At 28.0% G+C, this 22,732-nt stretch carries 24 protein-coding genes; all 24 read right to left on the bottom strand.

Annotated elements, in window-relative coordinates; genetic code table 11:
* Positions 1-45: 45 nt before the first annotated feature.
* Positions 46-975 carry an NAD(P)/FAD-dependent oxidoreductase gene (locus LW893_RS01885; protein WP_233055529.1) on the bottom strand — a complete coding sequence of 310 codons (930 nt, stop codon included), beginning with the start codon at positions 973-975 and terminating at the stop codon, positions 46-48.
* A 160-nt stretch (positions 976-1,135) separates the two neighbouring features.
* Positions 1,136-2,740, bottom strand: coding sequence for a Na/Pi cotransporter family protein (locus LW893_RS01880; protein ID WP_233055528.1), 1,605 nt, complete (start codon positions 2,738-2,740; stop codon positions 1,136-1,138).
* Between the two features lie 158 nt (positions 2,741-2,898).
* On the bottom strand, positions 2,899-4,188 hold the full coding sequence (gene eno, locus LW893_RS01875) for a phosphopyruvate hydratase (protein ID WP_233055527.1): 1,290 nt from the start codon (positions 4,186-4,188) through the stop codon (positions 2,899-2,901).
* Positions 4,189-4,198: 10 nt separating this feature from the next.
* Positions 4,199-4,948 carry a triose-phosphate isomerase gene (gene tpiA, locus LW893_RS01870; RefSeq protein WP_233055526.1) on the bottom strand — a complete coding sequence of 250 codons (750 nt, stop codon included), beginning with the start codon at positions 4,946-4,948 and terminating at the stop codon, positions 4,199-4,201.
* An 11-nt stretch (positions 4,949-4,959) separates the two neighbouring features.
* Complete coding sequence (locus tag LW893_RS01865; RefSeq protein ID WP_233055525.1) at positions 4,960-6,156, bottom strand: phosphoglycerate kinase; 1,197 nt, start codon at positions 6,154-6,156, stop codon at positions 4,960-4,962.
* Between the two features lie 122 nt (positions 6,157-6,278).
* Positions 6,279-7,280 carry a type I glyceraldehyde-3-phosphate dehydrogenase gene (gap, locus tag LW893_RS01860; protein ID WP_269836881.1) on the bottom strand — a complete coding sequence of 334 codons (1,002 nt, stop codon included), beginning with the start codon at positions 7,278-7,280 and terminating at the stop codon, positions 6,279-6,281.
* 36 nt (positions 7,281-7,316) lie between these two features.
* Positions 7,317-8,333, bottom strand: coding sequence for a sugar-binding transcriptional regulator (locus tag LW893_RS01855; protein ID WP_233055524.1), 1,017 nt, complete (start codon positions 8,331-8,333; stop codon positions 7,317-7,319).
* 117 nt (positions 8,334-8,450) lie between these two features.
* Positions 8,451-9,209 carry a type I methionyl aminopeptidase gene (gene map / locus LW893_RS01850; RefSeq protein ID WP_233055523.1) on the bottom strand — a complete coding sequence of 253 codons (759 nt, stop codon included), beginning with the start codon at positions 9,207-9,209 and terminating at the stop codon, positions 8,451-8,453.
* 83 nt (positions 9,210-9,292) lie between these two features.
* The gene (locus LW893_RS01845) at positions 9,293-10,228 is read right to left on the bottom strand and encodes an ABC transporter permease (RefSeq protein ID WP_233055522.1); all 936 of its coding nucleotides are present in this window, start codon (positions 10,226-10,228) and stop codon (positions 9,293-9,295) included.
* Positions 10,228-11,304, bottom strand: a complete 1,077-nt coding sequence (locus LW893_RS01840) for an ABC transporter permease (RefSeq protein ID WP_233055521.1) — start codon at positions 11,302-11,304, stop codon at positions 10,228-10,230. The genes LW893_RS01845 and LW893_RS01840 overlap by 1 nt, the downstream gene beginning before the upstream one ends.
* A complete protein-coding gene (locus LW893_RS01835; protein WP_269836880.1) occupies positions 11,294-12,832 on the bottom strand; it encodes an ABC transporter ATP-binding protein in 1,539 nt (512 codons plus the stop codon). Before LW893_RS01835 ends, LW893_RS01840 begins: the two co-directional genes overlap by 11 nt.
* A gap of 122 nt (positions 12,833-12,954) precedes the next feature.
* Complete coding sequence (locus LW893_RS01830; protein ID WP_233055520.1) at positions 12,955-13,596, bottom strand: YigZ family protein; 642 nt, start codon at positions 13,594-13,596, stop codon at positions 12,955-12,957.
* The gene (gene hflX, locus LW893_RS01825; RefSeq protein WP_233055519.1) at positions 13,586-14,860 is read right to left on the bottom strand and encodes a GTPase HflX; all 1,275 of its coding nucleotides are present in this window, start codon (positions 14,858-14,860) and stop codon (positions 13,586-13,588) included. The genes LW893_RS01830 and hflX overlap by 11 nt, the downstream gene beginning before the upstream one ends.
* Positions 14,861-14,949: 89 nt before the next feature.
* Positions 14,950-15,156 carry a helix-turn-helix transcriptional regulator gene (locus tag LW893_RS01820; RefSeq protein ID WP_233055518.1) on the bottom strand — a complete coding sequence of 69 codons (207 nt, stop codon included), beginning with the start codon at positions 15,154-15,156 and terminating at the stop codon, positions 14,950-14,952.
* Between the two features lie 7 nt (positions 15,157-15,163).
* Positions 15,164-15,496 carry a DUF6442 family protein gene (locus tag LW893_RS01815; RefSeq protein ID WP_233055517.1) on the bottom strand — a complete coding sequence of 111 codons (333 nt, stop codon included), beginning with the start codon at positions 15,494-15,496 and terminating at the stop codon, positions 15,164-15,166.
* A 105-nt stretch (positions 15,497-15,601) separates the two neighbouring features.
* A complete protein-coding gene (locus LW893_RS01810) occupies positions 15,602-15,829 on the bottom strand; it encodes a helix-turn-helix transcriptional regulator (protein WP_233055516.1) in 228 nt (75 codons plus the stop codon).
* A gap of 218 nt (positions 15,830-16,047) precedes the next feature.
* On the bottom strand, positions 16,048-16,272 hold the full coding sequence (gene rpsR / locus LW893_RS01805; RefSeq protein ID WP_004833472.1) for a 30S ribosomal protein S18: 225 nt from the start codon (positions 16,270-16,272) through the stop codon (positions 16,048-16,050).
* 20 nt (positions 16,273-16,292) lie between these two features.
* Positions 16,293-16,745: a single-stranded DNA-binding protein gene (locus LW893_RS01800; RefSeq protein ID WP_233055515.1), complete on the bottom strand. Its 453-nt coding sequence runs from the start codon at positions 16,743-16,745 to the stop codon at positions 16,293-16,295.
* A gap of 12 nt (positions 16,746-16,757) precedes the next feature.
* Positions 16,758-17,042 carry a 30S ribosomal protein S6 gene (gene rpsF / locus LW893_RS01795; RefSeq protein WP_233055514.1) on the bottom strand — a complete coding sequence of 95 codons (285 nt, stop codon included), beginning with the start codon at positions 17,040-17,042 and terminating at the stop codon, positions 16,758-16,760.
* Positions 17,043-17,164: 122 nt separating this feature from the next.
* The gene (purD, locus tag LW893_RS01790; RefSeq protein ID WP_233055513.1) at positions 17,165-18,406 is read right to left on the bottom strand and encodes a phosphoribosylamine--glycine ligase; all 1,242 of its coding nucleotides are present in this window, start codon (positions 18,404-18,406) and stop codon (positions 17,165-17,167) included.
* A gap of 9 nt (positions 18,407-18,415) precedes the next feature.
* Positions 18,416-19,945 (bottom strand): bifunctional phosphoribosylaminoimidazolecarboxamide formyltransferase/IMP cyclohydrolase, encoded by a 1,530-nt coding sequence (gene purH, locus LW893_RS01785; protein ID WP_233055512.1) that lies wholly within the window; start codon positions 19,943-19,945, stop codon positions 18,416-18,418.
* Between the two features lies 1 nt (position 19,946).
* Entirely contained in the window at positions 19,947-20,570 is a 624-nt protein-coding gene (gene purN / locus LW893_RS01780; RefSeq protein ID WP_233055511.1) for a phosphoribosylglycinamide formyltransferase, read from the bottom strand.
* A 22-nt stretch (positions 20,571-20,592) separates the two neighbouring features.
* Positions 20,593-22,038, bottom strand: a complete 1,446-nt coding sequence (gene purF, locus LW893_RS01775) for an amidophosphoribosyltransferase (protein WP_233055510.1) — start codon at positions 22,036-22,038, stop codon at positions 20,593-20,595.
* On the bottom strand, positions 22,025-22,732 hold the full coding sequence (gene purC, locus LW893_RS01770) for a phosphoribosylaminoimidazolesuccinocarboxamide synthase (RefSeq protein ID WP_269836879.1): 708 nt from the start codon (positions 22,730-22,732) through the stop codon (positions 22,025-22,027). The genes purF and purC overlap by 14 nt, the downstream gene beginning before the upstream one ends.

Raw genomic sequence — 22,732 nt, 5'->3', positions numbered from 1 at the left:
CCTCCTTAAAATTTATATATTTAATCCTTTCGGAATTAAATTCAATTAACTTAAGCTTTCAACATATTTTCTTGCATTTATTGCAGCAATCGCACCATCATTAACTGCCGTAACAACTTGTCTTAGCTCTTTAACTCTAACATCTCCGGCAACAAAAACACCTTCAACACTAGTTTTCATTGTTTCATCTGATACTATATAGTTTCTATCAGTACCAATTATACCATTAAATATTGTGCTTTCAGGAATATATCCAACGAAGATAAATACTCCAAATATCATATCTCCCTCTCTTGGAACAATTTTAGTTTTTTCTCCAGTTTTATTATTTACAATATTCATAGCACTTAATAAACCTGCTCCTTCAAAACTTTCAACTTCTACATTCCACATAATTTTTAATTTTTCACATTTCATTGCTTTTTCTTCTATTGATTTTGCTACAGATAACTTATCTTTTCTAACTAATAAAGTAACAGTTCTACCAAATTTAGTTAGATACATAGCTTCTTCAACAGCAGCTTCCCCAGATCCAACAACATATATGTCTAAATCTTGAAAAAATGGTGCATCACATGTAGCACAATAAGCAATTCCTTTACCAGTAAATTCTTTTTCTCCTGGTACTTCTAATAATCTCGGATTAGATCCAGTGGCTATAATAACTGATTTTGCTTCATAAGTAGTATTTTCACCGTAAACAATCTTAGTTGTTCCAGAAAAATCTACATTTACTACAGTATCTGTTATAAATTCAGCTCCAAATGATTTAGCCTGTTTTACCATTCTTTCAATTAATTCTGGACCAGTTGGAACATCTTCAGCACCTGGATAGTTAGCAATCTCATCTGTCTTTGCTATTAAACCACCTGGTGTTCCTCTTTCTATTATTATTGTCTTCATACTAGCTCTAGCTGCATAGATACCTGCACTAATTCCAGCAGGACCAGCGCCAATTATAATACAATCGTACATAGCTTACCTCCATTTACAGTATAAAAATAACAAACTGCAATGAAATCACATCCGTTTATTATTATATATTATGTTTACCCAATTGTAAAGCATTTTTTGTCAAAATCATAATAAAACTTTTTTATAACTTTAAGTATTTGTATACAAAAATAACAATCTTTTACAATTCTTTTCCTAATGTGTAATTTGCAATGTTTAAACAATGGTCAGCGATTCTCTCAAAATTAGATAATATATCTAAAAATTTAACGCCTGCATTTGTATCACATATACCCTTGTTAATTCTATCCATATGATTTCTTCTATAAGTTTCTTCTAAAATATCTACTTCTTCTTCTATAGGAATACACTTTTTAGCTAATTCAAGATTATTATCCTTATATGCATTTGTTGTATCTACAATAATTTTCATAACATCTGATGATATTTTTTCATATTCATCAAAGGCAGTTTTACTAAATACTGAGTTTTCTTCTTTTATTTCTTGTATCAACTCTATTATATTCTCACAGTGATCTCCAATTCTCTCATAATCATTTATTGCATACATCATAACAAAAACTTTATGTTGTTCATCATCAGACAAATTTTTATCAGATAATGGTACTAAATAGTCAATAATTTCCTTTTCTAAACCATTTATTACTTTTTCCCTTTCAAGTACAAATTCTATGTTTTTACTGCTTTTTGTTTTAAAAGACTCAATAGTTTTTTCTAATGATTCAATTACTATTTCACCCATTCTAGCTACTTCTTTTTGTGCTTGAATGATGGCTATACTTGGTGTTTCAAAAATTCTTTTATCCAAATGTTCTGAGTAACGTTCTTCAACTATATCATCGCCTTTAATAACCCATTGAGATATTTTTACTAATAAATTAGAAAATGGTAATTGAATAAAAACATTTATTATGTTGAAAAGTGTATGTGCATTCGCAATTTGCCTTTGAACATTTCCAGGTGAAATGTATTCTACCAAATATTGAACTGGAACTCGAAGTATTGTCATAAATATGATAGTTCCAATCAAATTAAATAGAAAGTGAATAAATGCAGCTCTTTTAGCATTTTTACTAGCTCCAACACTCGAAATCATAGCAGTAGTTGTTGTACCAATATTATCTCCAAATAATATTCCAAATGCTTGGTTTATATTAATAGCTCCTTGCATTCCTAATGCTTCTAATAAACCAATTGATGCTGAAGAAGATTGTAAAACAGTTGTTAACAATAGACCAGCTAATACACCAATAAATGGATTGTTTAATTTGACTAGTATATTTTTAAACCATTCTTCTTGAGCTAACGGAGCTAATCCATTAGTCATTATAGACATTCCTAAAAATAAAATACCAAATCCTATAAGAATCTCTGCAATATCTTTTTTTCTGTCACTTTTGGCCTTCATCCACATAAACACTCCAATAGCAATAACTAAAGGGGCATATTTTGAAATATCAAAAGCTATAATTTGAGCAGTTATTGTTGTACCAACATTAGCTCCAATGATTATTCCAACAGATTGTGCTAAAGTCATAAATCCAGCATTTACAAAACCTATTGTCATTATTGTAGTCGCTGAACTAGATTGAATAATCATAGTAACAAAAATACCAACTAATACAGCATAAATTTTATTCTTTGTTACAGCGGCAATTATTCCTTTCAATTTTTCACCACAGGATTTTTGTAATCCAGCTCCCATTAGGTTCATTCCATAAAGAAATAATCCTAATCCACCTAAAACAGAAATAAAAATAGACATACTTCCTCCAAAATCATTATACGTAATCAAAATATTAGCTCATATATTCTATATAAATATCTAACTAATAGTATATCATAAAATACATTAAAAAATTTATTTATTTTACACTATATTATAATTTTCTTATATGAAAATAATGAGCTATTATAATTATACTATTTTTTATTAATATTATAGAAAGCTGATAAACCTAAAAATTTAGAATTTTCTCCTAATCTATCTTCAATTCTTAATAATTGATTATACTTGCAGATTCTATCTGTTCTTGAGGCAGAACCAGTTTTAATTTGTCCGGAATTTACTGCAACAGCTAAATCGGCAATTGTTGTATCTTCAGTTTCTCCTGATCTATGTGATATAACACAAGTATATCCATTAGTTTTAGCTAATTCTATCGCATCTAATGTTTCAGTAATTGTTCCAATTTGATTTAATTTAATTAAGATTGAATTAGCAATTCCTTTATTAATTCCCAAATTTAGTCTGGAATAATTAGTAACAAATAAATCATCTCCTACTAGTTGAACTTTATTACCTAGTTTTTCAGTTAAAAGTTTCCAACCATCCCAATCATCTTCTGATAATCCGTCTTCAATTGATATTATTGGATATTTGTTAACTAAATTAGAATAATAATTTACTAATTCTTCTGAAGTATATACTTTTCCTTCTCCCTTAAAATTATATTTTCCATTTTCATACATTTCACTTGATGCTACATCTAAAGCTAAAAATATATCTTTACCTGGAGCATATCCAGCTTTTTCAATTGCTTCCATGATAGTTTGTAAAGCTTCTTCATTAGAATTTAAATTTGGAGCAAATCCTCCTTCATCACCAACAGCAGTATTATATCCTCTAGATTTTAATACAGTTTTTAAATTATGAAAAACTTCCGTACCCATTCTAAGTGCTTCTTTAAAAGAAACAGCACCTGCTGGCATAACCATAAATTCTTGAATATCTACATTATTATCTGCATGTTCTCCACCATTTAAAATATTCATCATTGGAACTGGTAAAGTTTTAGCATTTACACCACCAATATATTCGTAAAGTGGAGTGTCAGATTCAATCGATGCGGCTCTAGCAACAGCCATAGAAACACCCAAAATTGCATTTGCACCTAAATTTGACTTATTATCTGTTCCATCTATTTGAATTAAAGCTCTGTCTATTCCAACTTGGTCAAACACATCGAAACCTATCAATTCATCTGCTATTTTTTCATTTACATTATTAACTGCATTAAGTGTTCCTTTTCCTAAATATCTTGCTTTATCACCATCTCTTAATTCAACAGCTTCATGGACACCTGTAGATGCACCAGAAGGAACTATAGCAGTTCCAACTATTCCATTTTCAGTTGTTACTTCAACCTCAACAGTAGGATTTCCTCTTGAGTCTAAAACTTCTCTTGCGTAAATTTCAACTATTAAGCTCATAATATTCTCCTTATATTTTATAATTTATTAATTCACAAAAACTTATGCTTTCTAAACAAGCACCACCAACTAACGCTCCATCAATATTTTCTTTTTGCATTAGGTCTTTTATATTATTTGGTTTAACACTTCCGCCATATTGAATTCTTACTTTAAAAGATATTTCACCATAAATATCTTTCAATATTTCTCTTATAAATTTTATCATATCTTCTGCATCTTCAGAAGACGCTGTTAAACCAGTACCGATTGCCCAAATAGGTTCATAAGCAATTATTACTTTTTCAATTTCACTTTTACTAATTCCAAACAATGAATTACTTATTTGTCTTTTTACAATATCTTTTTCAGCACCAGAATTTCTTTCGTCAAGAGATTCGCCACAGCATAATATTGGAATTATATTATTTTGTAATGCTGCTTTTACTTTTTTATTAATTAAATCATCAGTTTCATTAAAAATAGTTCTTCTTTCTGAATGACCTAAAATCACATAAGATACACCACAACTTTTAAGCATAGTAGGAGAAATTTCACCAGTATATGCTCCACTATTTTCGTAAAACATATTTTGTACACCTAACCCTATACCAGTTCCATCTATTAATTTTTTAATTTCAGTAACATATATATAAGGTACACAAACAACTTTTTCAACACTATTATCTAGTTCTTGTGATAAAATCTCACTAATTAATATTTTCGCTTCATCCAATGTTTTATTCATCTTCCAATTTCCGATAATAACAGGTTTTCTCATACTACCTCCAATTATTTATTATCTATTGCATCAATTCCTGGTAAAATTTTTCCTTCTAGAAATTCTAATGATGCACCTCCGCCAGTTGAAATGTGTGTTATTTTATCTTTAAAACCTGATTTTTCAGCAGCAGATGCACTATCTCCTCCGCCAATTATACTTATAGAATCAGTTTCAGCTATTGCCTTTGCAATCTCAAATGTACCTTTTGCAAAATTTGGCATTTCAAATACTCCCATTGGACCATTCCAAACCACTGTTTTTGCTTTTTTAATTTCATCTGAGAATAGCTCAACAGTTTTATATCCTATATCAAGACCCATATAATCATCTTCAATTGAATCTATAGTAACAGTTTTGAAATCAGAATCATTTGAAAATTCTTTACTTACAACTACATCTACTGGCAATAACATATTAACATTTTTACTTTTTGCTTTTTCATATAAATCTTTTGCTAAATCAATTTTATCTTCTTCTAATAAGCTTTTACCAACTGAGTATCCTAAGGATTTTAAGAATGTAAATGCCATTCCTCCTCCGATTATAATACTGTCTACTTTTTCAATTAAGTTTTCAATTACAGTAATTTTATCAGATACTTTTGCACCACCTAAAATTGCTACAAAAGGTCTTTCCGGATTAGAAAGAGCTTTTCCCATAATAGAAATCTCTTTTTCAACCAAAAATCCAACTGCAGATGGTAAAAATTTACATAGTCCAACATTTGAACAATGAGCTCTATGACTAGTCCCAAAAGCGTCATTTATATAAATATCTCCAAGAGAAGATAATTCTTTTGAAAAATTATCTATATTTTTAGTTTCCTCTGGTCTAAATCTAGTATTTTCTAGTAATGCAACTTCTCCATCTTGTAAATTAAATACTTTATTTTTTACATTATCATCAACAACTAAATCACTTTGTAAAAATTTTACTTCTTTATTTAAAAGCCTAGACAATTCCTTAGCAACTGGTTCTAAAGAAAACTCTTTTTTAGCTTCTCCTTTTGGTCTTCCAAGATGAGATAATAAAATAACTTTAGCTTTGTTTTCAATTAAATAATTTATAGTTGGTAAAGCAGCTAAGATTCTAGCATTATCAGTAATTTTACCAACTTCAGACTTTGACATTGGAACATTAAAGTCAACTCTTACAATAACTCTTTTTGAGGTAACATCTAAATCTGTAATAACATTTTTATTCATAAATTCTCCTTACTATACAATATGAGGTGAAAATCTTCACCTCATATTATTATATGACAATAAGATTTCAATACTTATCTTAAATTACTTATAATTTATTTTTTGAAATTCTTATCTATTAATTATTTAGAAAGATTTACTAAATATTGGAATGTACGAATTAAATTTGCAGTATATGACATTTCATTATCGTACCAAGCAACTGTTTTAACTAGTTGTTTACCATCAACTTCAACTATTCTAGTTTGTGTTGCATCAAATAAAGAACCATATTTTATTCCAATTACGTCAGTTGAAACAATTGGATCTTCAGTATATCCAAATGATTCACTTGAAGCTTCTTTCATTGCATTATTAATTTCTTCAACAGTAACAGTTTTTTCTAAAACAGTTACTAATTCAGTTAATGAACCTGTTGCAACAGGCACTCTTTGAGCAGAGCCATCTAATTTTCCTTTTAATTCAGGTATAACTAAGCCAATAGCTTTTGCTGCTCCTGTAGTATTTGGAACAATATTTATCGCAGCTGATCTAGCTCTTCTCATATCACCTTTTCTATGTGGAGCATCTAATGTGTTTTGATCCCCAGTATAAGCATGTATAGTTGTCATTATACCTTGAACAATACCAAATTTATCTTGTAAGACTTTTGCCATAGGAGCCAAACAATTTGTTGTACAAGAAGCTCCAGATAAAATTTGTTCACTTCCATCAAGTATATCATGATTTACTCCATAAACTACAGTTTTCATATCACCTTTTCCAGGAGCAGAAATTATTACCCTTTTTGCACCAGCATCAATGTGTAATTGAGCTTTTTCTTTTGCAACAAAGAATCCTGTACATTCTAATACAACATCAATATCCAATTCTTTCCAAGGTAAATTTTTAGGATCTGCATCAGAAAAGACTTTGATTTCTTTTCCATCGATAGAAAAACATCCTTCTTTTACTATTACTTCTTTTTCAAAACGTCCTTGAGTTGAATCATATTTAAGTAAATGTGCTAACATATTTGCGTCTGTCAAATCATTAATAGCAACAACATCTACTCCTTCTAAATCATGCATTAATCTAAATGCTAATCTACCAATTCTACCAAATCCATTAATCGCAACTTTCATTTCGATTCCTCCTTATAATTTTATAAAAGCTTTCGCTTATAATATAGCTAAAATTTGTTTTGCTGTTTCTTTATCTGTTATAAGAGTCATATCTTTTCTAATATTACAGATAGAAATAATTGCCTTATACTTTTCTCCGTATCCAGCTATTGCAATAACCTCATTAATTCTTAAATATTGTTCCATATCTAACCCTATTGTATTTGAACTGTAAACAATATTTCCATTAATATCAAAATAGTTTCCAAATGCTTCACTAACAGCAGCCTTTTCATTAAGTAAATTAATTTCAGTTGATTTTAAAGAACGTCTTTTTGCCATTGCATCTGCTCTTCCAATACCAAAAATTAAAACATTTATCTTTTTTAAATATTCAATTAGTATCTTTACTTCTTCTAAATCCTTTAATCTGTCATATGTTAATTCATCTAAATAGTCAGGTAAAAAAGTTCCAAAAAACTTTGCCTTTAATTTTTTCGATAAATTATTTGCAACAACATTTGATTGGCACTCTAATCCATTTCCCAAACTACCTCTTGCTGGAATGACTGATATTTCATTAAAATATTTCTTTACACTCATAGTATCAACAAAAGATTTAACAGTTGTACCTCCTGAAATAGCAATAACATCTTTTTCAGATATATTATTTAAAAAATATTCAGAAGCTACCTTAGCAAGTTGTTCTTTACCAAGAATCTCATCTTTATACGAGTCACACACTATTACTTTTTTTATTCTGAGTTTATTTTGTAATTCTTCAGCAATTATATTATTTTCATTTAAATAATTAACTAAACTTCTGAGTTCTTTGAGCATAGATTCTCCAAGTTCAGTAATAAAAGTTCCTGATTTTATAACTTCAATAAATTTTTCAACTATAAAAAATTCTAATTCATTTCTAACTATTCTTTCCCCTACTCCTAAATATGATGCAATATTTCTTCTACCAACTGGAGCATTTATAGAGATATATTCTAAAATTTTGAATCTAAATAGTAATTTTTCAATCAAATCAGGAGCAAATTTTTTTAAATATTCAATTTCGTTCATTTTTGTCCCATTACACCAATCTTGTCCCTACTTAAAATATTTTATTAATTTTTACAATATCTACGATTAAATTATACTCCTATTTTATAAAAAAATCAATAAATAATATTCAAATAATTATTCATAAAGTGATTGATCTGTTAATATCAATGGTCCATCTTTTGTAATTACAAATGTATGCTCATATTGACAAGAAAGTCCACCATCTATAGTTCTAGCTGTCCAACCATCATCGTCAATAGTACATCTCCAATCTCCAGTATTAATCATTGGTTCTACTGTTATTACCATACCCTCTACAAGTCTAACTCCTCTAGTAGATGTAATATAATGAGGAACTTGTGGATCTTCATGCATTTCTACACCTATACCATGTCCGCAAAAATCTCTAACGATAGAATAACCTTTTGGTTCAACAAAACTTTGTATAGCTTTTCCAATATCTACTATTCTATTTCCAATAACTGCAGCTTCTATTCCTTTATACATAGATTCCTTAGTAACATCCATAAGATTTTTTACTTCGTCAGATACTTCTCCAACTGCATAGCTCCATGCACTATCAGATAAGTATCCATTTAAATCTACAACCATATCAACAGTTACTAAATCTCCAGATTTTAATATTTGCTTACTTGGAAGTCCATGACAAATTACATCATTAACTGAAGTACAAGTTGCATATGGATATCCATGATAACCAATTTGTTTTGGTTTTGCTCCATTTTTAAGCATAAAATCATGACAAAATTTATCAATATCTAAAGTAGTAATTCCTGGTTTAATAAAATCTCTTAGCCCAATATGGATTTTTGAAATAATTTCACCAGATTTTTTCATCCCTTCAATCTCTTGTTTGCTTTTTATTGTAATCATAATTATCCTCCATTTTATATATTTAAAAATACATTTAAAATTTTCACAACAAAAAGACATACTAATAAGTATGCCTTTATATATTAATCTTCCAATTTTATATATGGTACTCCTGCAGAAGATGGTCCTTTAGACTTTCCTACAAAGAATATTAGTACTAACAACGTACTTATATATGGAACCATTGGTAAAATTGATTCAGGAATATTAATATTTAATCCAGGTAATAGAATTGCTAATTCTTGAGCTGCACCAAAAAATAAGCACGCTCCTAATACACCATAAGGTTTCCATTTACCAAAAATTACCGCTACTAATGCAATAAACCCATGACCTGAAATTAAGGATTGTGAAAAGTTAGAAACAGTTGCTAAACTCATAGTAGCACCACCAAAACCAGCTAGTAACCCAGAAATTACAACAGCAAAATATCTGTATAAATAAACATTAACATTTAATGTTTCTGCTGCTTTTGGATGTTCTCCTACAGCTATTAATCTTAATCCAAATTTTGTTTTATATAAATAAATTGAAATTAAAACAACCAATCCTAGTGCTATATAAGTAGTTATATATTGACCTAAGATTTTGTCTATAAATTGTATACCAGTAAGGTTATCAAATATTTTTATCATTTTACCTTCACCATCAGCAACAGGTATTGTTTGTTTAGCTCCTTCAAATAAAAGTGAACAAATAAACAATGATACCCCTGGTCCAATAAAATTTATAGCGATTCCTGAAACTACTTGATCTGCACCAAAAGTAATACATACAATTGCATGAATAAGTGCAACTAAAGCAGCAGCAATACCACCTGCTATAAAGCCTAATAAAGCACTCTTTGTAAAATATCCTACAGTGGCTCCAGCAAATGCTCCTATTGTCATCATTCCTTCCAAACCAATATTTGTAACACCTGCTTTTTCAGTAAACATTCCACCTAAAGCAGTAAATAATAACGGAGTTGCAAATAATAATGTATCAGAAATAAATAAAGCTATTGTTGAAAAATTCATTATTTTTTACCTCCAACTCTTTTAAATTTACTTGAAATAATTTTTATAACTAAAGGCATTGAAATAAATAATACAATAATACCTATTATAATTTGAACTATTTCATATGGAACTCCTAATAATTGTTGAACTCTAAATCCACCTCTTTTTATTACACTAAAGAAAAATCCGGAGAATATAGAACCAATAGGATGGCTATTTGCTAAAAGTGCCACAGACATTGCATCAAACCCATTGCCTTCTGCTACAGTTAGTCTTGCAACATTTCCGGCAAATCCTAAAACTTTAACCGCACCAGCAATAGAACACAACGCTCCTGAAAGACCCATTGATAATATTAAATTACTTCCAACATTAATTCCACCAAATTCAGCAGCATTCGGATTTAACCCAACTGCTTTTAATTCATATCCTTTTGAAGTCCTATTTAATAAATAATAAACTAAAAACGCTAAAATAATAGCTAAAATAATACCAAAATTTATATCAGCAGAAAAGAAATCTTTTACAAAAGGAATAGAAGACTCTTTTAATCCTTGAAATATTTTAATACTAGCAGTTGATTGTATATCTTTTGATGTTTGACCTGTTTCATTATAAAATTTTCCAAAAGTAACTACTAAATTTGAAAAATATAATGCTATCCAGTTCAACATTATTGTAGTTATTACTTCATGAACACCATATTTTGATTTAATCCACCCTGCAAATCCACCCCATGCCATACCAGCTAGTGCAGCTAAAATAATACAAACTATAGGATGTATAATTGGTGGTAATTTTAAAAAGTATCCGAAGAACGCAGCAGTTAAAGATCCAATAATAAACTGCCCTTCTGCTCCTATATTAAACGCACCGGTTTTAAATGCTAGTGATACACCAATACTACCAATGATTAATGGAACTGCGTCTACTAGAGTTCTAGCAAAAAATTTCGGTCTAGAAAAAGTAGTCTCTATCATTATTTTATAATAATTAATAGGATTAAATCCCGCTATTGATATAACTATAGAACCTACAACAAAACCTATTAATACTGAAAGTAAAAGCATTAATATCTTTTTTCTACTCTTCATTATTAATAACACCTCCTGCCATCATAAGTCCTAATTCTTTATCATTTGCATCCTTTGATGCCTTTTCACCAACAATTTTTCCTTTATAAATTACAGCTATTCTATCAGATAAGTCCATAACTTCATCTAATTCAAAAGAAATCAATAATACTGCTTTTCCTTTATCCCTTTGTTCTACTATATATTTGTGAATAATCTCAATAGCTCCAACATCAAGTCCTCTTGTTGGTTGTGCAGCTATTAGTAAATCTGGGTTGTTATCTATTTCTCTAGCTAAAATAACTTTTTGTTGATTACCACCGGATAGTCCTCTAGCAGTTGCATGTACATCATTTGGTCTTATGTCAAATTTATCAATCATTTTTTGAGTATATGACTCTATTTCTTTAAAATTTAAAATTCCTTTTTTTGAAAAAGGAGCCTTACCTCTTTTTTCTAATATCATATTTTCTGAAACTGAAAAATCTAAAACTAAACCATGCTTATGTCTATCTTCAGGAATTGTGCTTATACCACTTTCAATAATTTCATAAACTGATTTATTTGTAATATCTTTACCTAAAATAGAAATACTTCCAGATTCTACTTTTCTTAGACCTGTAATAGCTTCTATCAATTCTGATTGTCCGTTACCATCGACCCCAGCGATACCTAATATTTCACCTTTTCTAACATTAATACTTAATCCATTCAATACTGGTAAATCTCTATTATTAAGAACGTTAATATCTTTAACGTCTAGAACTACTTCTCCTACTTCATTTTCTTTTTTATTAACACTAAAGTTTACTTCTCTACCTACCATTTTTTCAGCAAGCTCTTTTTGAGATGACTCTGCAACTGTTACTTTATCAATAAACTTACCGCGACGAATAATTGTACAATAGTCTGCCATTTTTTTAATTTCATCAAGTTTGTGTGTAATAATTATTATAGATTTGCCTTCATTTTTTAAATTATTACATATATTAATAAATTCATCAATTTCTTGAGGAGTAAGAACAGCTGTTGGTTCATCAAATATTATAATTTCAGCTCCTTTATACAAAGCTTTTAAAATCTCAACTTTTTGTTGGGAACCTACAGTTATATCTTGTATTTTAGAATCTAAATCAATACTAAAACCATATTTTTCAATAATTGAAAGAACTTTCTTTCTAGATTTTTCAAGATCAATAAATAGTCCCTTAGTATCTTCAGTTCCCAAAACTATATTTTGAATAACACTAAATGGTTCTATAAGCATAAAATGTTGATGAACCATTCCTATTCCACTTTCTACCGCTATTTTTGGCGTCATGTGTGTATATTTATTAGAATTAATATATATTTCTCCTGAATTTGGTGAATACAAACCATAAAGAATATTCATTAGAGTAGTTTTACCAGCACCATTTTCTCCTAATAGAGCGTGAATTTCTCCTTTTTTTAATTCGAAATTCACTTCATCTAAAACTTTATTTTTTCCAAAAATTTTAGTAATGCCTTTCATAACTACAATACTGTTATTTGTTTTGTTATCAGACAAGTCAAACCCTCCTAAAAATAGAATTTATTTTTTTCTCATTACTCAATATTATACAATAAAAGTAGTTTTAATACAAGAAATATAACCTATTAATAAGTAATTATATTCTTGTTTTTAAATTGTTAGTCGAAAAATACAGATCCTCTACAAAAACCATTTATATTAATAATACAATTATCTGAAGTTTCATTAATTATAATCTTTTCTAAAGTCTTAAATTTATCTTTTTTTACTGATAGATTGATAATTACCTTATCTAAATACTCAATATTTAAAATTTCCAAATCAAATTTTTTTAAAAAATTTTCTATTTTTCCCCAATAAATATAATCTATAACTATATTAATATCATAAAATACTTCTTTTTTAACAATTTTTGCTTCTTCTAAAGCACCTACTACAGATTTTGTATAAGCTCTTACCAATCCTCCAGCTCCTAGTAAGATTCCTCCGAAATATCTTGTGGATATTACTAAACAATTAGTCAAATCTTTTTTTCTTAAAACTTCTAACATTGGAATTCCAGCAGTTCCAGATGGTTCACCATCATCTGAATATTTTTGTATTAATTTATCCTCTCCAATGATATAGGCAAAACAATTATGTGTTGCATCATGATATTTTTCTCTAATTTCTAAAATATGCTTTTCTGCTTCATCAACAGTTTCAACATAAAAAGCATGTCCGATAAATTCAGATTTATTAATAACAAAACTATACGAACTATTACAGTGAATACTTAAGAAACTTTCATTACTCTTCATTTATTTCATATCCTTTATACTTATTATAATCATCAGACTTTAATAATATTTTTAACAAAGTACCATTTTCTTTATATTCAACAAATTCAGGAATATAATCATTCATTATGGTACTTATTATACTTTGCTTATCATATGGTATTAAAAGTTTTGTTTGAATTAAAGAAGAAAATAAATTTTTTTCAACTTCTTTTAAAAGTAAACTTATATCAAAGTCATTTTTAGCACTTATAAATATTTTATTTTCAATATTTGAATAATGCAGTTTAATATCTTCATTAAGTAATTTATCAACTTTATTAAAAACATAAATAATATTTTTATCTTCACAATTAAGCTTTTTTATCATGTCATTAGTTATACTAATTTGATCATCAACATTAATATTTGAAATATCTATTACATGTAAAATTAAATCCGAGTATTTAATTTCTTCTAACGTTCCTTTAAAACTTTCTACCAAATTATGAGGTATATCCGATACAAATCCTACAGTATCAACATACATAACTTTTGACCCGTTAATTAAATTGCCTTCCCTTACATATGTATCCAATGTTGCAAATAGCATATCTTTAACAAAAACCTCTTTTATTTCTGAACTTTCATCTTTTCCAAATGATATTAATTTATTTATTAATGTTGATTTTCCAGCATTTGTATATCCAACTAATGATATAATTGGATCTTTAGAATTAATTCTTTTTTTTCTAATCTCATTTCTATTTTTTTCAATTTCTTTAAGTTGTAATGTTATATTAGCTATTTCTCTATTAATAGTTCTTCTATCTAATTCTATTTGTTGTTCTCCAATACCTTTACCACCAATTCCACCTTGTTGTCTTGAAAATCCACTTCTAAGTGCAGATAATCTAGGTAAAGTATATTTTAGTTTAGCAAGTTTTACTTGAAGTTTAGCTTCTTTTGTTCTTGCTCTTTCACTGAATATATCTAATATTAAATTAGTTCTATCAATAACTCTAACTCCAATAATCTCTTCGAGATTTTTTACCTGTGATCCTGTTAGTTCATTATTAAATACAACAATTTCTGCCTCTAGCTTTTCACAATATTCTTTTATTTCATCAACTTTTCCTCTTCCAACATAATAAGCTTTATCTATATAAGATTTATTTTGAGTTAAATTTAAAACTACTTCACCATCTAGAGCTTCTACTAATTTTTCAAGCTCATAAACTTTATCATCTAAAGTTTTTTCATCCATATCTATATTTACAGTAACCGTAACAACTTTTTGATTCATAAAATCTCCTTAAACTATATTGTTTTAATTGTATCATAAAACTAGGTATAAAAACAAATAAAAAAAGATATGTAATCTTTACATATCTTTTAAAAATAAAATAAATCTTCAAAATTTTTCTCCAATGCAATGCATAATACAAGGGCTAATTTTGCAGTTGGATTAAATTGTCCAGTTTCAATAGAACTAATTGTATTTCTAGACACTCCAACTAAATCAGCTAATTTTTGCTGAGAAAATCCCTTTTCAATTCTAACTATTTTTAAATTATTTTTTAAAATCAACTCTTCATTCATAAAAACCTCATATTTCTATAAAATATCTCCATACAGATATAACTATAATTATAATAAAAAATATACTAATTATAAGATTTAATATTTTTTTATTAAATTTATATCTAGTAAGCATTTCGACAGTTAAGCCAGAAAATAGAAGGAATGAAAATAAATATTTAGTTGGATTTAAATAAGTATAAAACTTTTCTAGTACTGAAAAAGTAATATATAAAATAATTAATATTATTTTTAAACATAAATATGCATTTTCATTTTCAACGCGAGTATTATATACATTCATCTCATCAAATATACAATTATCCTTTTTATTTTTTTCAAGTATTTCCTCTCTATTCATAAAATTCTCCTTATACCAAGTTTTATTGTCAACAATATTATACTATTGACAAGTATACTTGTCAATGATTTTTTAAAAAAATACACCTTAATCGGTGTATTATAATTAAAATATTCTACAATCTGTATTAAAAAAGAAAACTTCTCCAAATTTTTTATTCAATGCTGTCGATATTGTAAGAGCAAGTCTTATATCAGGAATTAAACTTCCGTTTTCAATCGAAACTACTATTTCTGGTGAAACACCTATTAAATTTGCTAATTCTCTTTGAGAAAATTCTTTTTCAACTCTAAATTTTTCAACATTATTTTTAACAGATAATTTGTTATTCATAAGCTCACCTCTTCAATAAAAAACAACATCTATATATAAATTATTTAATATATTAATTTTATCATTAATAATTTTAAAAGTCAATTATATTAAATCTTTTGTTTTTTTAAGTTAAGTATAATAATGAAATACCTATTAAAGATAGTAAAAAATAAATCTTAAAAATACTTATAATTTCACTAAAAAAGGGAGATTTTCATCTCCCCATAATAAACAAATTATTCTGCACTATATGGTAATAATGCAACTTGTCTTGCTTTTTTAATTGCTGCTGTAATTTCTCTTTGTTGTTTAGCAGTAGCACCTGTCACTCTTCTAGGTAAGATTTTACCTCTTTCACTAATAAATTTTTTTAGAGTGTTTACATCTTTATAATCAAGTGGTTTACTGTTATCTGAGAAATATGCAACAACTTTTTTTCTAGGTCTAAATTTTCTTTGCATATTTTTATCTCCTTTAATAATTAAAATGGAATTTCTTCATCTGATGCATCTTGAAAAGGTAAATCGAATCCATCATCCATTCCTGTATCAAATGAACCAAATCCTTGTGGCGTAGCAGATTTTTGAGCTTTATCTCCCCAGTCTATAAACTGAACTCTTTCAGCCCATACTTCTGTAACAAATCTTCTAGTTCCATCTTGTGCAGTGAAACTTCCTGATTGAAGTCTTCCTTGAATTGCAACATTTCTACCTTTTTGTAAGTATCTTTGGCAATTTTCAGCTTGTTTACCCCAAACAACAATATTAATAAAATCTGCTGTTTGTTGTCCTTTTGCTTCTAATTCTTGTTTCTTATCTTTAGACATTCCTTTGTCTACTGCAATGGTAAATCTAGCATAACTGCTACTAGATGTTTGAGTATATCTTAATTCTGGATCTTTAATTAATCTACCTATTAAAATTACACTATTCATAAAGTTCCTCCACTAAGCTTCTTGCTTAACAACCATATATCTAATGATAGCATCAGATATTCTTGATCTTCTTTCTACTTCTGCAACTACTTCAACAGCAGCTTCAAAATTAACTATAATATAGTATCCTTCTTTAATATAATTAATTTCATAAGCAAGTTTTCTATTTCCCCATTCATTAATTTCAGTAATAGTACCATTTGCTTCAATAGCTGCTTTGATTCTATCAAATGCTTGATTTCTTACTTCTTCCTCTAAATTTGGTTTGAAAATAAAAACTCCTTCGTATTTTCTCATTACATTCACCTCCTTATGGTCTCTGGCTCTTGTTATCGAGCAAGGATTTACCGATATATTATATCATAAAAAAAAATATATGTAAAGTTTTTAAATAAAAATCTACATATATTTTTATTATTTTAAATTTTTCCAATATCTTTTCTATATTGTTTAGTTTCAAAAGATATTAATTCGATATTCTTATATACTTTATTCCTTATATCATCATAACTACTTCCAAGAGATGTTACTGATAGTACCCTCCCACCATCAGTTAAAATATTATCTCCTTCTAATCTTGTATTATTATGATAAACATATATATCCTTATCAACTAAATCTATACCTGTAATTATTTTTCCTTTTTCATAAGCTTTAGGATAGCCTTTTGAAGTTAAAATTACAGTTAAACATTTTTCTTTTTTCCATTTTAAGTCTTCTCTGTTAAGAGTGCCATCAATAGATTTTTCTATTGCTAATAATAAATCAGTTTCCATTCTAGGTAGTACTACTTCAGTTTCTGGATCTCCAAATCTTACATTGAATTCTAAAACTTTTGCTTCATCATCAATCATGAATCCTATAAATAAAATACCAGAATATTCTAATTTTTCATTTTTTAAACCATAAGATATTTTTTTAAGAGTTTTATCAACTTTTAATTTCAATTCATCAGTAAATAACTCACTTGGGGAATAGCAACCTACACCTCCAGTGTTCTCACCTTCATCATTATCAAAAATTCTTTTGTAGTCCCTTGCACTCTCCATAGGTATTAAATTTCCTTTAGATACAAAGCAAAGTAATGAAGCTTCTTTACCTTTTAAAAATTCTTCAATTACAACAGTCGTACCTTCATCGCCAAAAACTTTTTCTTCAAAAAGTTCTTTAAAGTAATTTAATACTTCATTTTTTGTATTACAAATTCTAACTCCTTTACCGGCACACAGACCATCAGCCTTAACTACAATAGGATATGAAAATCTTTCTATGGCCTTTAAACCTTCATCCATTGTTCTAATAGTTTCATATTTAGCAGTTGGAACTTCATATTTTTTCATAAATTCTTTTGCGAAATCTTTACTACCTTCAAGTCTTGCACTTTTTTTATCCGCTCCAAAAACTCTTATATTACTACCTTTAAACAAATCAACAATACCTTCACAAAGTGGAGCTTCCGGTCCTACAACTACTAAATCAATATCATTATTCTTTGAAAATTCAAAAATTTCTTCATTTGCATTTAATTCGACATTTTTAGCATATCTAAGAGTTCCTGCATTACCTTTTGAACAAAAGAGTTCAGTACATTTATTACTTTCAGATATTTTTTTACAAATAGCATCTTCTCTTCCACCATTACCAATAACTAAAACTTTCATGACTTCCTCCTAATGTCTAAAATGCCTTGTAGATGTAAATACCATTGCTATACCGTATTCATCACATAATTTTATTACGTTCTCATCTTTTATAGAACCCCCCGGTTGAATTACTGCTTTAATTCCATTCTCTCTTAATAATTCAACTGTATCCTCAAAGAAAAATGCATCTGATGCCAATACTGCATCTTTTAGATTATCTTTTGCTCTTTCTAGTCCTTCTTCTACAGCCCAAGAACGTCTAACTTCTCCTTGACCTATTCCGATTGTAGCATTATTTTTTACAATAACAATTCCATTTGAAGCAACTGTTTTACAAGCTTTAAAGCCAAAAATTAAGTTCTTTAATTCCTCTTCGAATGGTTTTCTCTTAGTAACGAATTTTAATTCTTCAGTAAATAAAGTATTATCATAGTCTTGAACTACAATGCCATTTAAAACTTCTTTTGATATTATATTTGGAATTTTAAATTCAGATATATTAGAAACTTCAATTAATCTAATATTTTTCTTCTGAGTTAATATTTCAATAGCATCTTTAGAAAATTTATTTGCAATTACAATTTCAACAAAAAAGTTATTTATTTTTTCAGCTATACATTTTGTTACTTCTCTATTTAATGCAATAATTCCTCCAAAAATAGAAACGGAATCACATGCATAAGCCTTATCATAAGCTTCATCAATATTTTCTCCAATTGCTAGGCCACAAGGATTATTATGTTTAACAGCGACTACACATGGTTCATCAAATTCTTTAACAATTTTTATTGCTGAATACATATCAGTTAAGTTGTTATAAGATAGTTCCTTTCCATGTAATTGTTTAAAATCTGTTTTCTCTTCGTCTTTAATATAAACTTTTTCATAAAAAGATGCTTTTTGATGTGGATTTTCTCCATATCTTAAATCTTCAACTTTTTTATAAGTTGTTGTAAGTTTTTCTGGAAAATCAATATTTAACAAATCATTAAAATATGAAGAAATTAATGCGTCATAATAAGCAGTATAATTAAAAGCCTTACATGATAAATACAATCTAAAGTCCTTATCTAATTTGTTTTTCTTAAGTCTTTCTATAATTTCAGGATAATCTTTAGGATCAACTACAATTGAAACATCATTATAATTTTTAGCAGCAGCTCTAATCATTGAAGGTCCACCAATATCAATATTTTCAATTAAATTTTCATGCGTGTTATTTTCACTATTTAAAACTTTTTCAAAAGGATATAGGTTATTTACAACCATATCTATTGAAGAAATCCCAAGATTTTTTACAGTTTCAACATGATCGTTGTCATTACGTCTATATAAAATACCTCCATGAATATAAGGATGTAGAGTTTTTACACGACCATTTAAAATTTCTTTGAAATTAGTTACTTCATCGACTTCTAAAACACTCAAACCACTTTCTTTTAATATTTTATATGTTCCTCCAGTTGAAATTATTTCCCAACCTAATTTAACAAGTTCCTCTGCAAACTCTATAATGTTATCTTTTTCAAAAACACTTATTAATGCTCTTTTTGACATCTTATTCCTCCACAATGAATGCTCTATTTTCATTAAAAATAATTCTATTTTCACAAAATGCTTTTATGGTATTTACAAGTATTATATGTTCAATTTTTAATACTTTTTTTGCTATAGTTTCATAGTCATCATTAATATTTACTGAAACAACATCTTGCATTATTATTGATCCAGTGTCTACATTTTCATCAACAAAATGTGTTGTAGCTCCGGTAAATTTAACCCCTGAATTTATCACTGCTTTATGAACATTTTCACCATAAAAACCATCTCCACAAAAAGAAGGTATTAATGAAGGATGAATGTTAATTATTTGTTTTGAGTATTTTGAAACTATTTTTTTAGATAAAATATTTAAATATCCTGCAAGAACAATTAAATCTATATTCTTTTTTTCAAGCTCTTCTATTATTTTTTCATCATAGTCTTCATCATTATTAAAATTCTTTCTATTCAAATAAAATGTATCAATTCCTTCATTTAAAGCTCTTACAAGGCCATAAGCATTTTTTCTATTCGAAAAAACTAACTTTATATTTCCGTTAATTTTTTTTTCTTTAATACCATCAATTATGGCTTGTAAATTAGTTCCACTACCAGAAATAAATACAGCTATATTTACCATACTTTACCTTCTCTCATTAATATTATTTACTTTTTCTTTCTAAAATATTTTTTTGTATATCTGTTAAAGAATTCATAAAATCTTCTTCATAATCAAATAATCCAGCAGGATAATCACCATTAAAGCAGTCCATGCATAAACCATTATAAGGAGCATCAAATTTTAATCCTATCGAATCAACAAGTCCTTGTTCACTTAAATATCCTAAAGAATCTGCTCCAATTATCTCTTTTATTTCTGCTAAAGTTTTATTAGCAGCAATAAGTTCACTAGAAGTAGAAATATCAATTCCATAAAAACTAGGAAATGCAAAAGGTGGTGATGCGATTCTAACATGTACTTCTGTAGCACCTGCATCTTTTAATAATTTGACAATTCTTTTACAAGTTGTTCCTCTAACAATTGAATCATCAACCATAACAACTCTTTTTCCATTAACCACACCTTTAACTGCTGATAATTTCATTCTTACACCTTGTTCTCTTAATTCTTGAGTTGGTTGAATAAAAGTTCTGGCTATATACTGATTCTTTATTAACCCCATTTCATAAGGCAAACCACTTTCTTCAGCAAATCCACTAGCAGCAGATAGTGACGAATTAGGAACTCCAACAACAATATCGGCATTTGCAGGACACTCTCTTGCTAAAGTTCTACCTGTATTTTTTCTTGCTGTATGAACATTTACTCCTGCTATATTAGAGTCAGGTCTTGCAAAATAAACATATTCCATAGCTGCAATAGATATTCTATCAGGCGTTACATAACTTTCAATTCTTAATCCATTTTTATCAATTATTGCTAATTGACCAGCTTTAACATTACACACAAATTCAGCACCTATACTATCTATTGCACAGGTTTCACTTGCCATAACATAAGTACCATTTTGCGTTTTTCCAATAACTAACGGTCTTAAAGAATTTGGATCTACTGCACCATATATTGTATCTTTAAGTAGAACTAAATAAGTAAAACCACCCTTAATTCTACTCAAGCTTTCCTTTAATTTATCTTCAAAACTATTTTTTTCACTTCTTCTAATTAAGTGAATTAAAACCTCTGTATCAGAAGATGAATGAAATATTGCACCTTGTTTTTCCAATTCAACTCTTAAACTTTTAGCATTTACTAAATTCCCATTATGGCATATAGCTATACTCATATCATAAAAATCAAACAAAAAAGGTTGTACATTTCTAACACTATTATCTCCTGCAGTTGCGTATCTAACATGACCTATTGCAGAAGTTCCCTCTAAATTATATAGTAACTCTTTATCCTTAAAAACTTCAGATACTAATCCTAGATTTCTATAGCTATATAATTTTTCTCCATCAGAGCTTATAATTCCTGCACCTTCTTGTCCTCTATGTTGTAAACTATGAAGTCCAAAATAAGTTAATTTAGAAGCATCTTTGTGATTCCATACACCAAAAACTCCACATTCTTCATTAATTCCACGCACTTGTTATTCTCCTTAAAACTTCTTCATAAGCATCCATAACTGAACCCATATCTCTACGGAAACGGTCTTTATCAAGTTTATCCATTGTATTAATATCCCATAATCTACATGTATCAGGAGAAATTTCATCAGATAAAATAATTTTACCATCACTTGTTTTTCCAAATTCTATTTTAAAATCAACTAATATTAACCCTGCTTTCAAAAAGAATTCTTTTAATAATTTATTAATTTTGGCAGTTTCGTTCTTTATATAAGATAGTTCTTCTTCAGTAACAATGCCTAATGCCAAAGTATGGTCATCATTTATTAATGGATCGTTTAGTTCATCATTTTTATAACTTAATTCAAAAACCGGTCTTTTTAATTTTAATCCTTCCTCCAAACCATATTTTTTTGCCATAGAACCAGCTACAATATTTCTAGTTATTACTTCTAAGGGAATAATTTTTACATGTTTACAAATTTGATCAGTTTCATTCACTTTTCTTATAAAATGAGTTTCTATTCCGTTTTTTTCTAAATATTCAAATATGAGCGAAGTAATAGTGTTATTTAATATTCCTTTTTTATCAAATTCTTCTTTTTTTTCTCCATTGAATGCAGTTGCACTATTCTTATAGTGTACATAAACTTCATCATTATTTTCACATTGATATAATTGCTTTGCTTTTCCTTCGTACAAAAGTTTCAT

Origin of the sequence: Parvimonas micra (genome assembly GCF_021300775.1) — a bacterium.
GTDB lineage: Bacteria > Bacillota > Clostridia > Tissierellales > Peptoniphilaceae > Parvimonas.
The sequence above is the reverse complement of the archived record's forward strand: the minus strand, read 5'-3'. Positions and strand labels throughout refer to the sequence as shown.

Coding starts and splice junctions, on each gene's coding strand:
- tpiA (WP_233055526.1), bottom strand. CDS start 4,948: ATGAGAAAACCTGTTATTATCGGAAATTGGAAGATGAATAAAACATTG.
- LW893_RS01865 (WP_233055525.1), bottom strand. CDS start 6,156: ATGAATAAAAATGTTATTACAGATTTAGATGTTACCTCAAAAAGAGTT.
- gap (WP_269836881.1), bottom strand. CDS start 7,280: ATGAAAGTTGCGATTAATGGATTTGGTAGAATTGGTAGATTAGCATTT.
- purH (WP_233055512.1), bottom strand. CDS start 19,945: ATGTCAAAAAGAGCATTAATAAGTGTTTTTGAAAAAGATAACATTATA.
- purD (WP_233055513.1), bottom strand. CDS start 18,406: ATGAAAGTTTTAGTTATTGGTAATGGTGGAAGAGAAGATGCTATTTGT.
- LW893_RS01880 (WP_233055528.1), bottom strand. CDS start 2,740: ATGTCTATTTTTATTTCTGTTTTAGGTGGATTAGGATTATTTCTTTAT.
- LW893_RS01885 (WP_233055529.1), bottom strand. CDS start 975: ATGTACGATTGTATTATAATTGGCGCTGGTCCTGCTGGAATTAGTGCA.
- LW893_RS01830 (WP_233055520.1), bottom strand. CDS start 13,596: ATGAAGAGTAATGAAAGTTTCTTAAGTATTCACTGTAATAGTTCGTAT.
- rpsF (WP_233055514.1), bottom strand. CDS start 17,042: ATGAGAAAATACGAAGGAGTTTTTATTTTCAAACCAAATTTAGAGGAA.
- purN (WP_233055511.1), bottom strand. CDS start 20,570: ATGGTAAATATAGCTGTATTTATTTCTGGTAGTGGAACTAATTTACAA.
- LW893_RS01800 (WP_233055515.1), bottom strand. CDS start 16,745: ATGAATAGTGTAATTTTAATAGGTAGATTAATTAAAGATCCAGAATTA.
- LW893_RS01820 (WP_233055518.1), bottom strand. CDS start 15,156: ATGAATGAAGAGTTGATTTTAAAAAATAATTTAAAAATAGTTAGAATT.
- purC (WP_269836879.1), bottom strand. CDS start 22,732: ATGAAACTTTTGTACGAAGGAAAAGCAAAGCAATTATATCAATGTGAA.
- LW893_RS01815 (WP_233055517.1), bottom strand. CDS start 15,496: ATGAATAGAGAGGAAATACTTGAAAAAAATAAAAAGGATAATTGTATA.
- LW893_RS01845 (WP_233055522.1), bottom strand. CDS start 10,228: ATGAATTTTTCAACAATAGCTTTATTTATTTCTGATACATTATTATTT.
- rpsR (WP_004833472.1), bottom strand. CDS start 16,272: ATGCAAAGAAAATTTAGACCTAGAAAAAAAGTTGTTGCATATTTCTCA.
- map (WP_233055523.1), bottom strand. CDS start 9,209: ATGATTACAATAAAAAGCAAACAAGAGATTGAAGGGATGAAAAAATCT.
- LW893_RS01810 (WP_233055516.1), bottom strand. CDS start 15,829: ATGAATAACAAATTATCTGTTAAAAATAATGTTGAAAAATTTAGAGTT.
- hflX (WP_233055519.1), bottom strand. CDS start 14,860: ATGAATCAAAAAGTTGTTACGGTTACTGTAAATATAGATATGGATGAA.
- eno (WP_233055527.1), bottom strand. CDS start 4,188: ATGAGCTTAATAGTTGAAATTTACGCAAGAGAAGTTTTAGACTCAAGA.
- LW893_RS01840 (WP_233055521.1), bottom strand. CDS start 11,304: ATGAAGAGTAGAAAAAAGATATTAATGCTTTTACTTTCAGTATTAATA.
- LW893_RS01855 (WP_233055524.1), bottom strand. CDS start 8,333: ATGAACGAAATTGAATATTTAAAAAAATTTGCTCCTGATTTGATTGAA.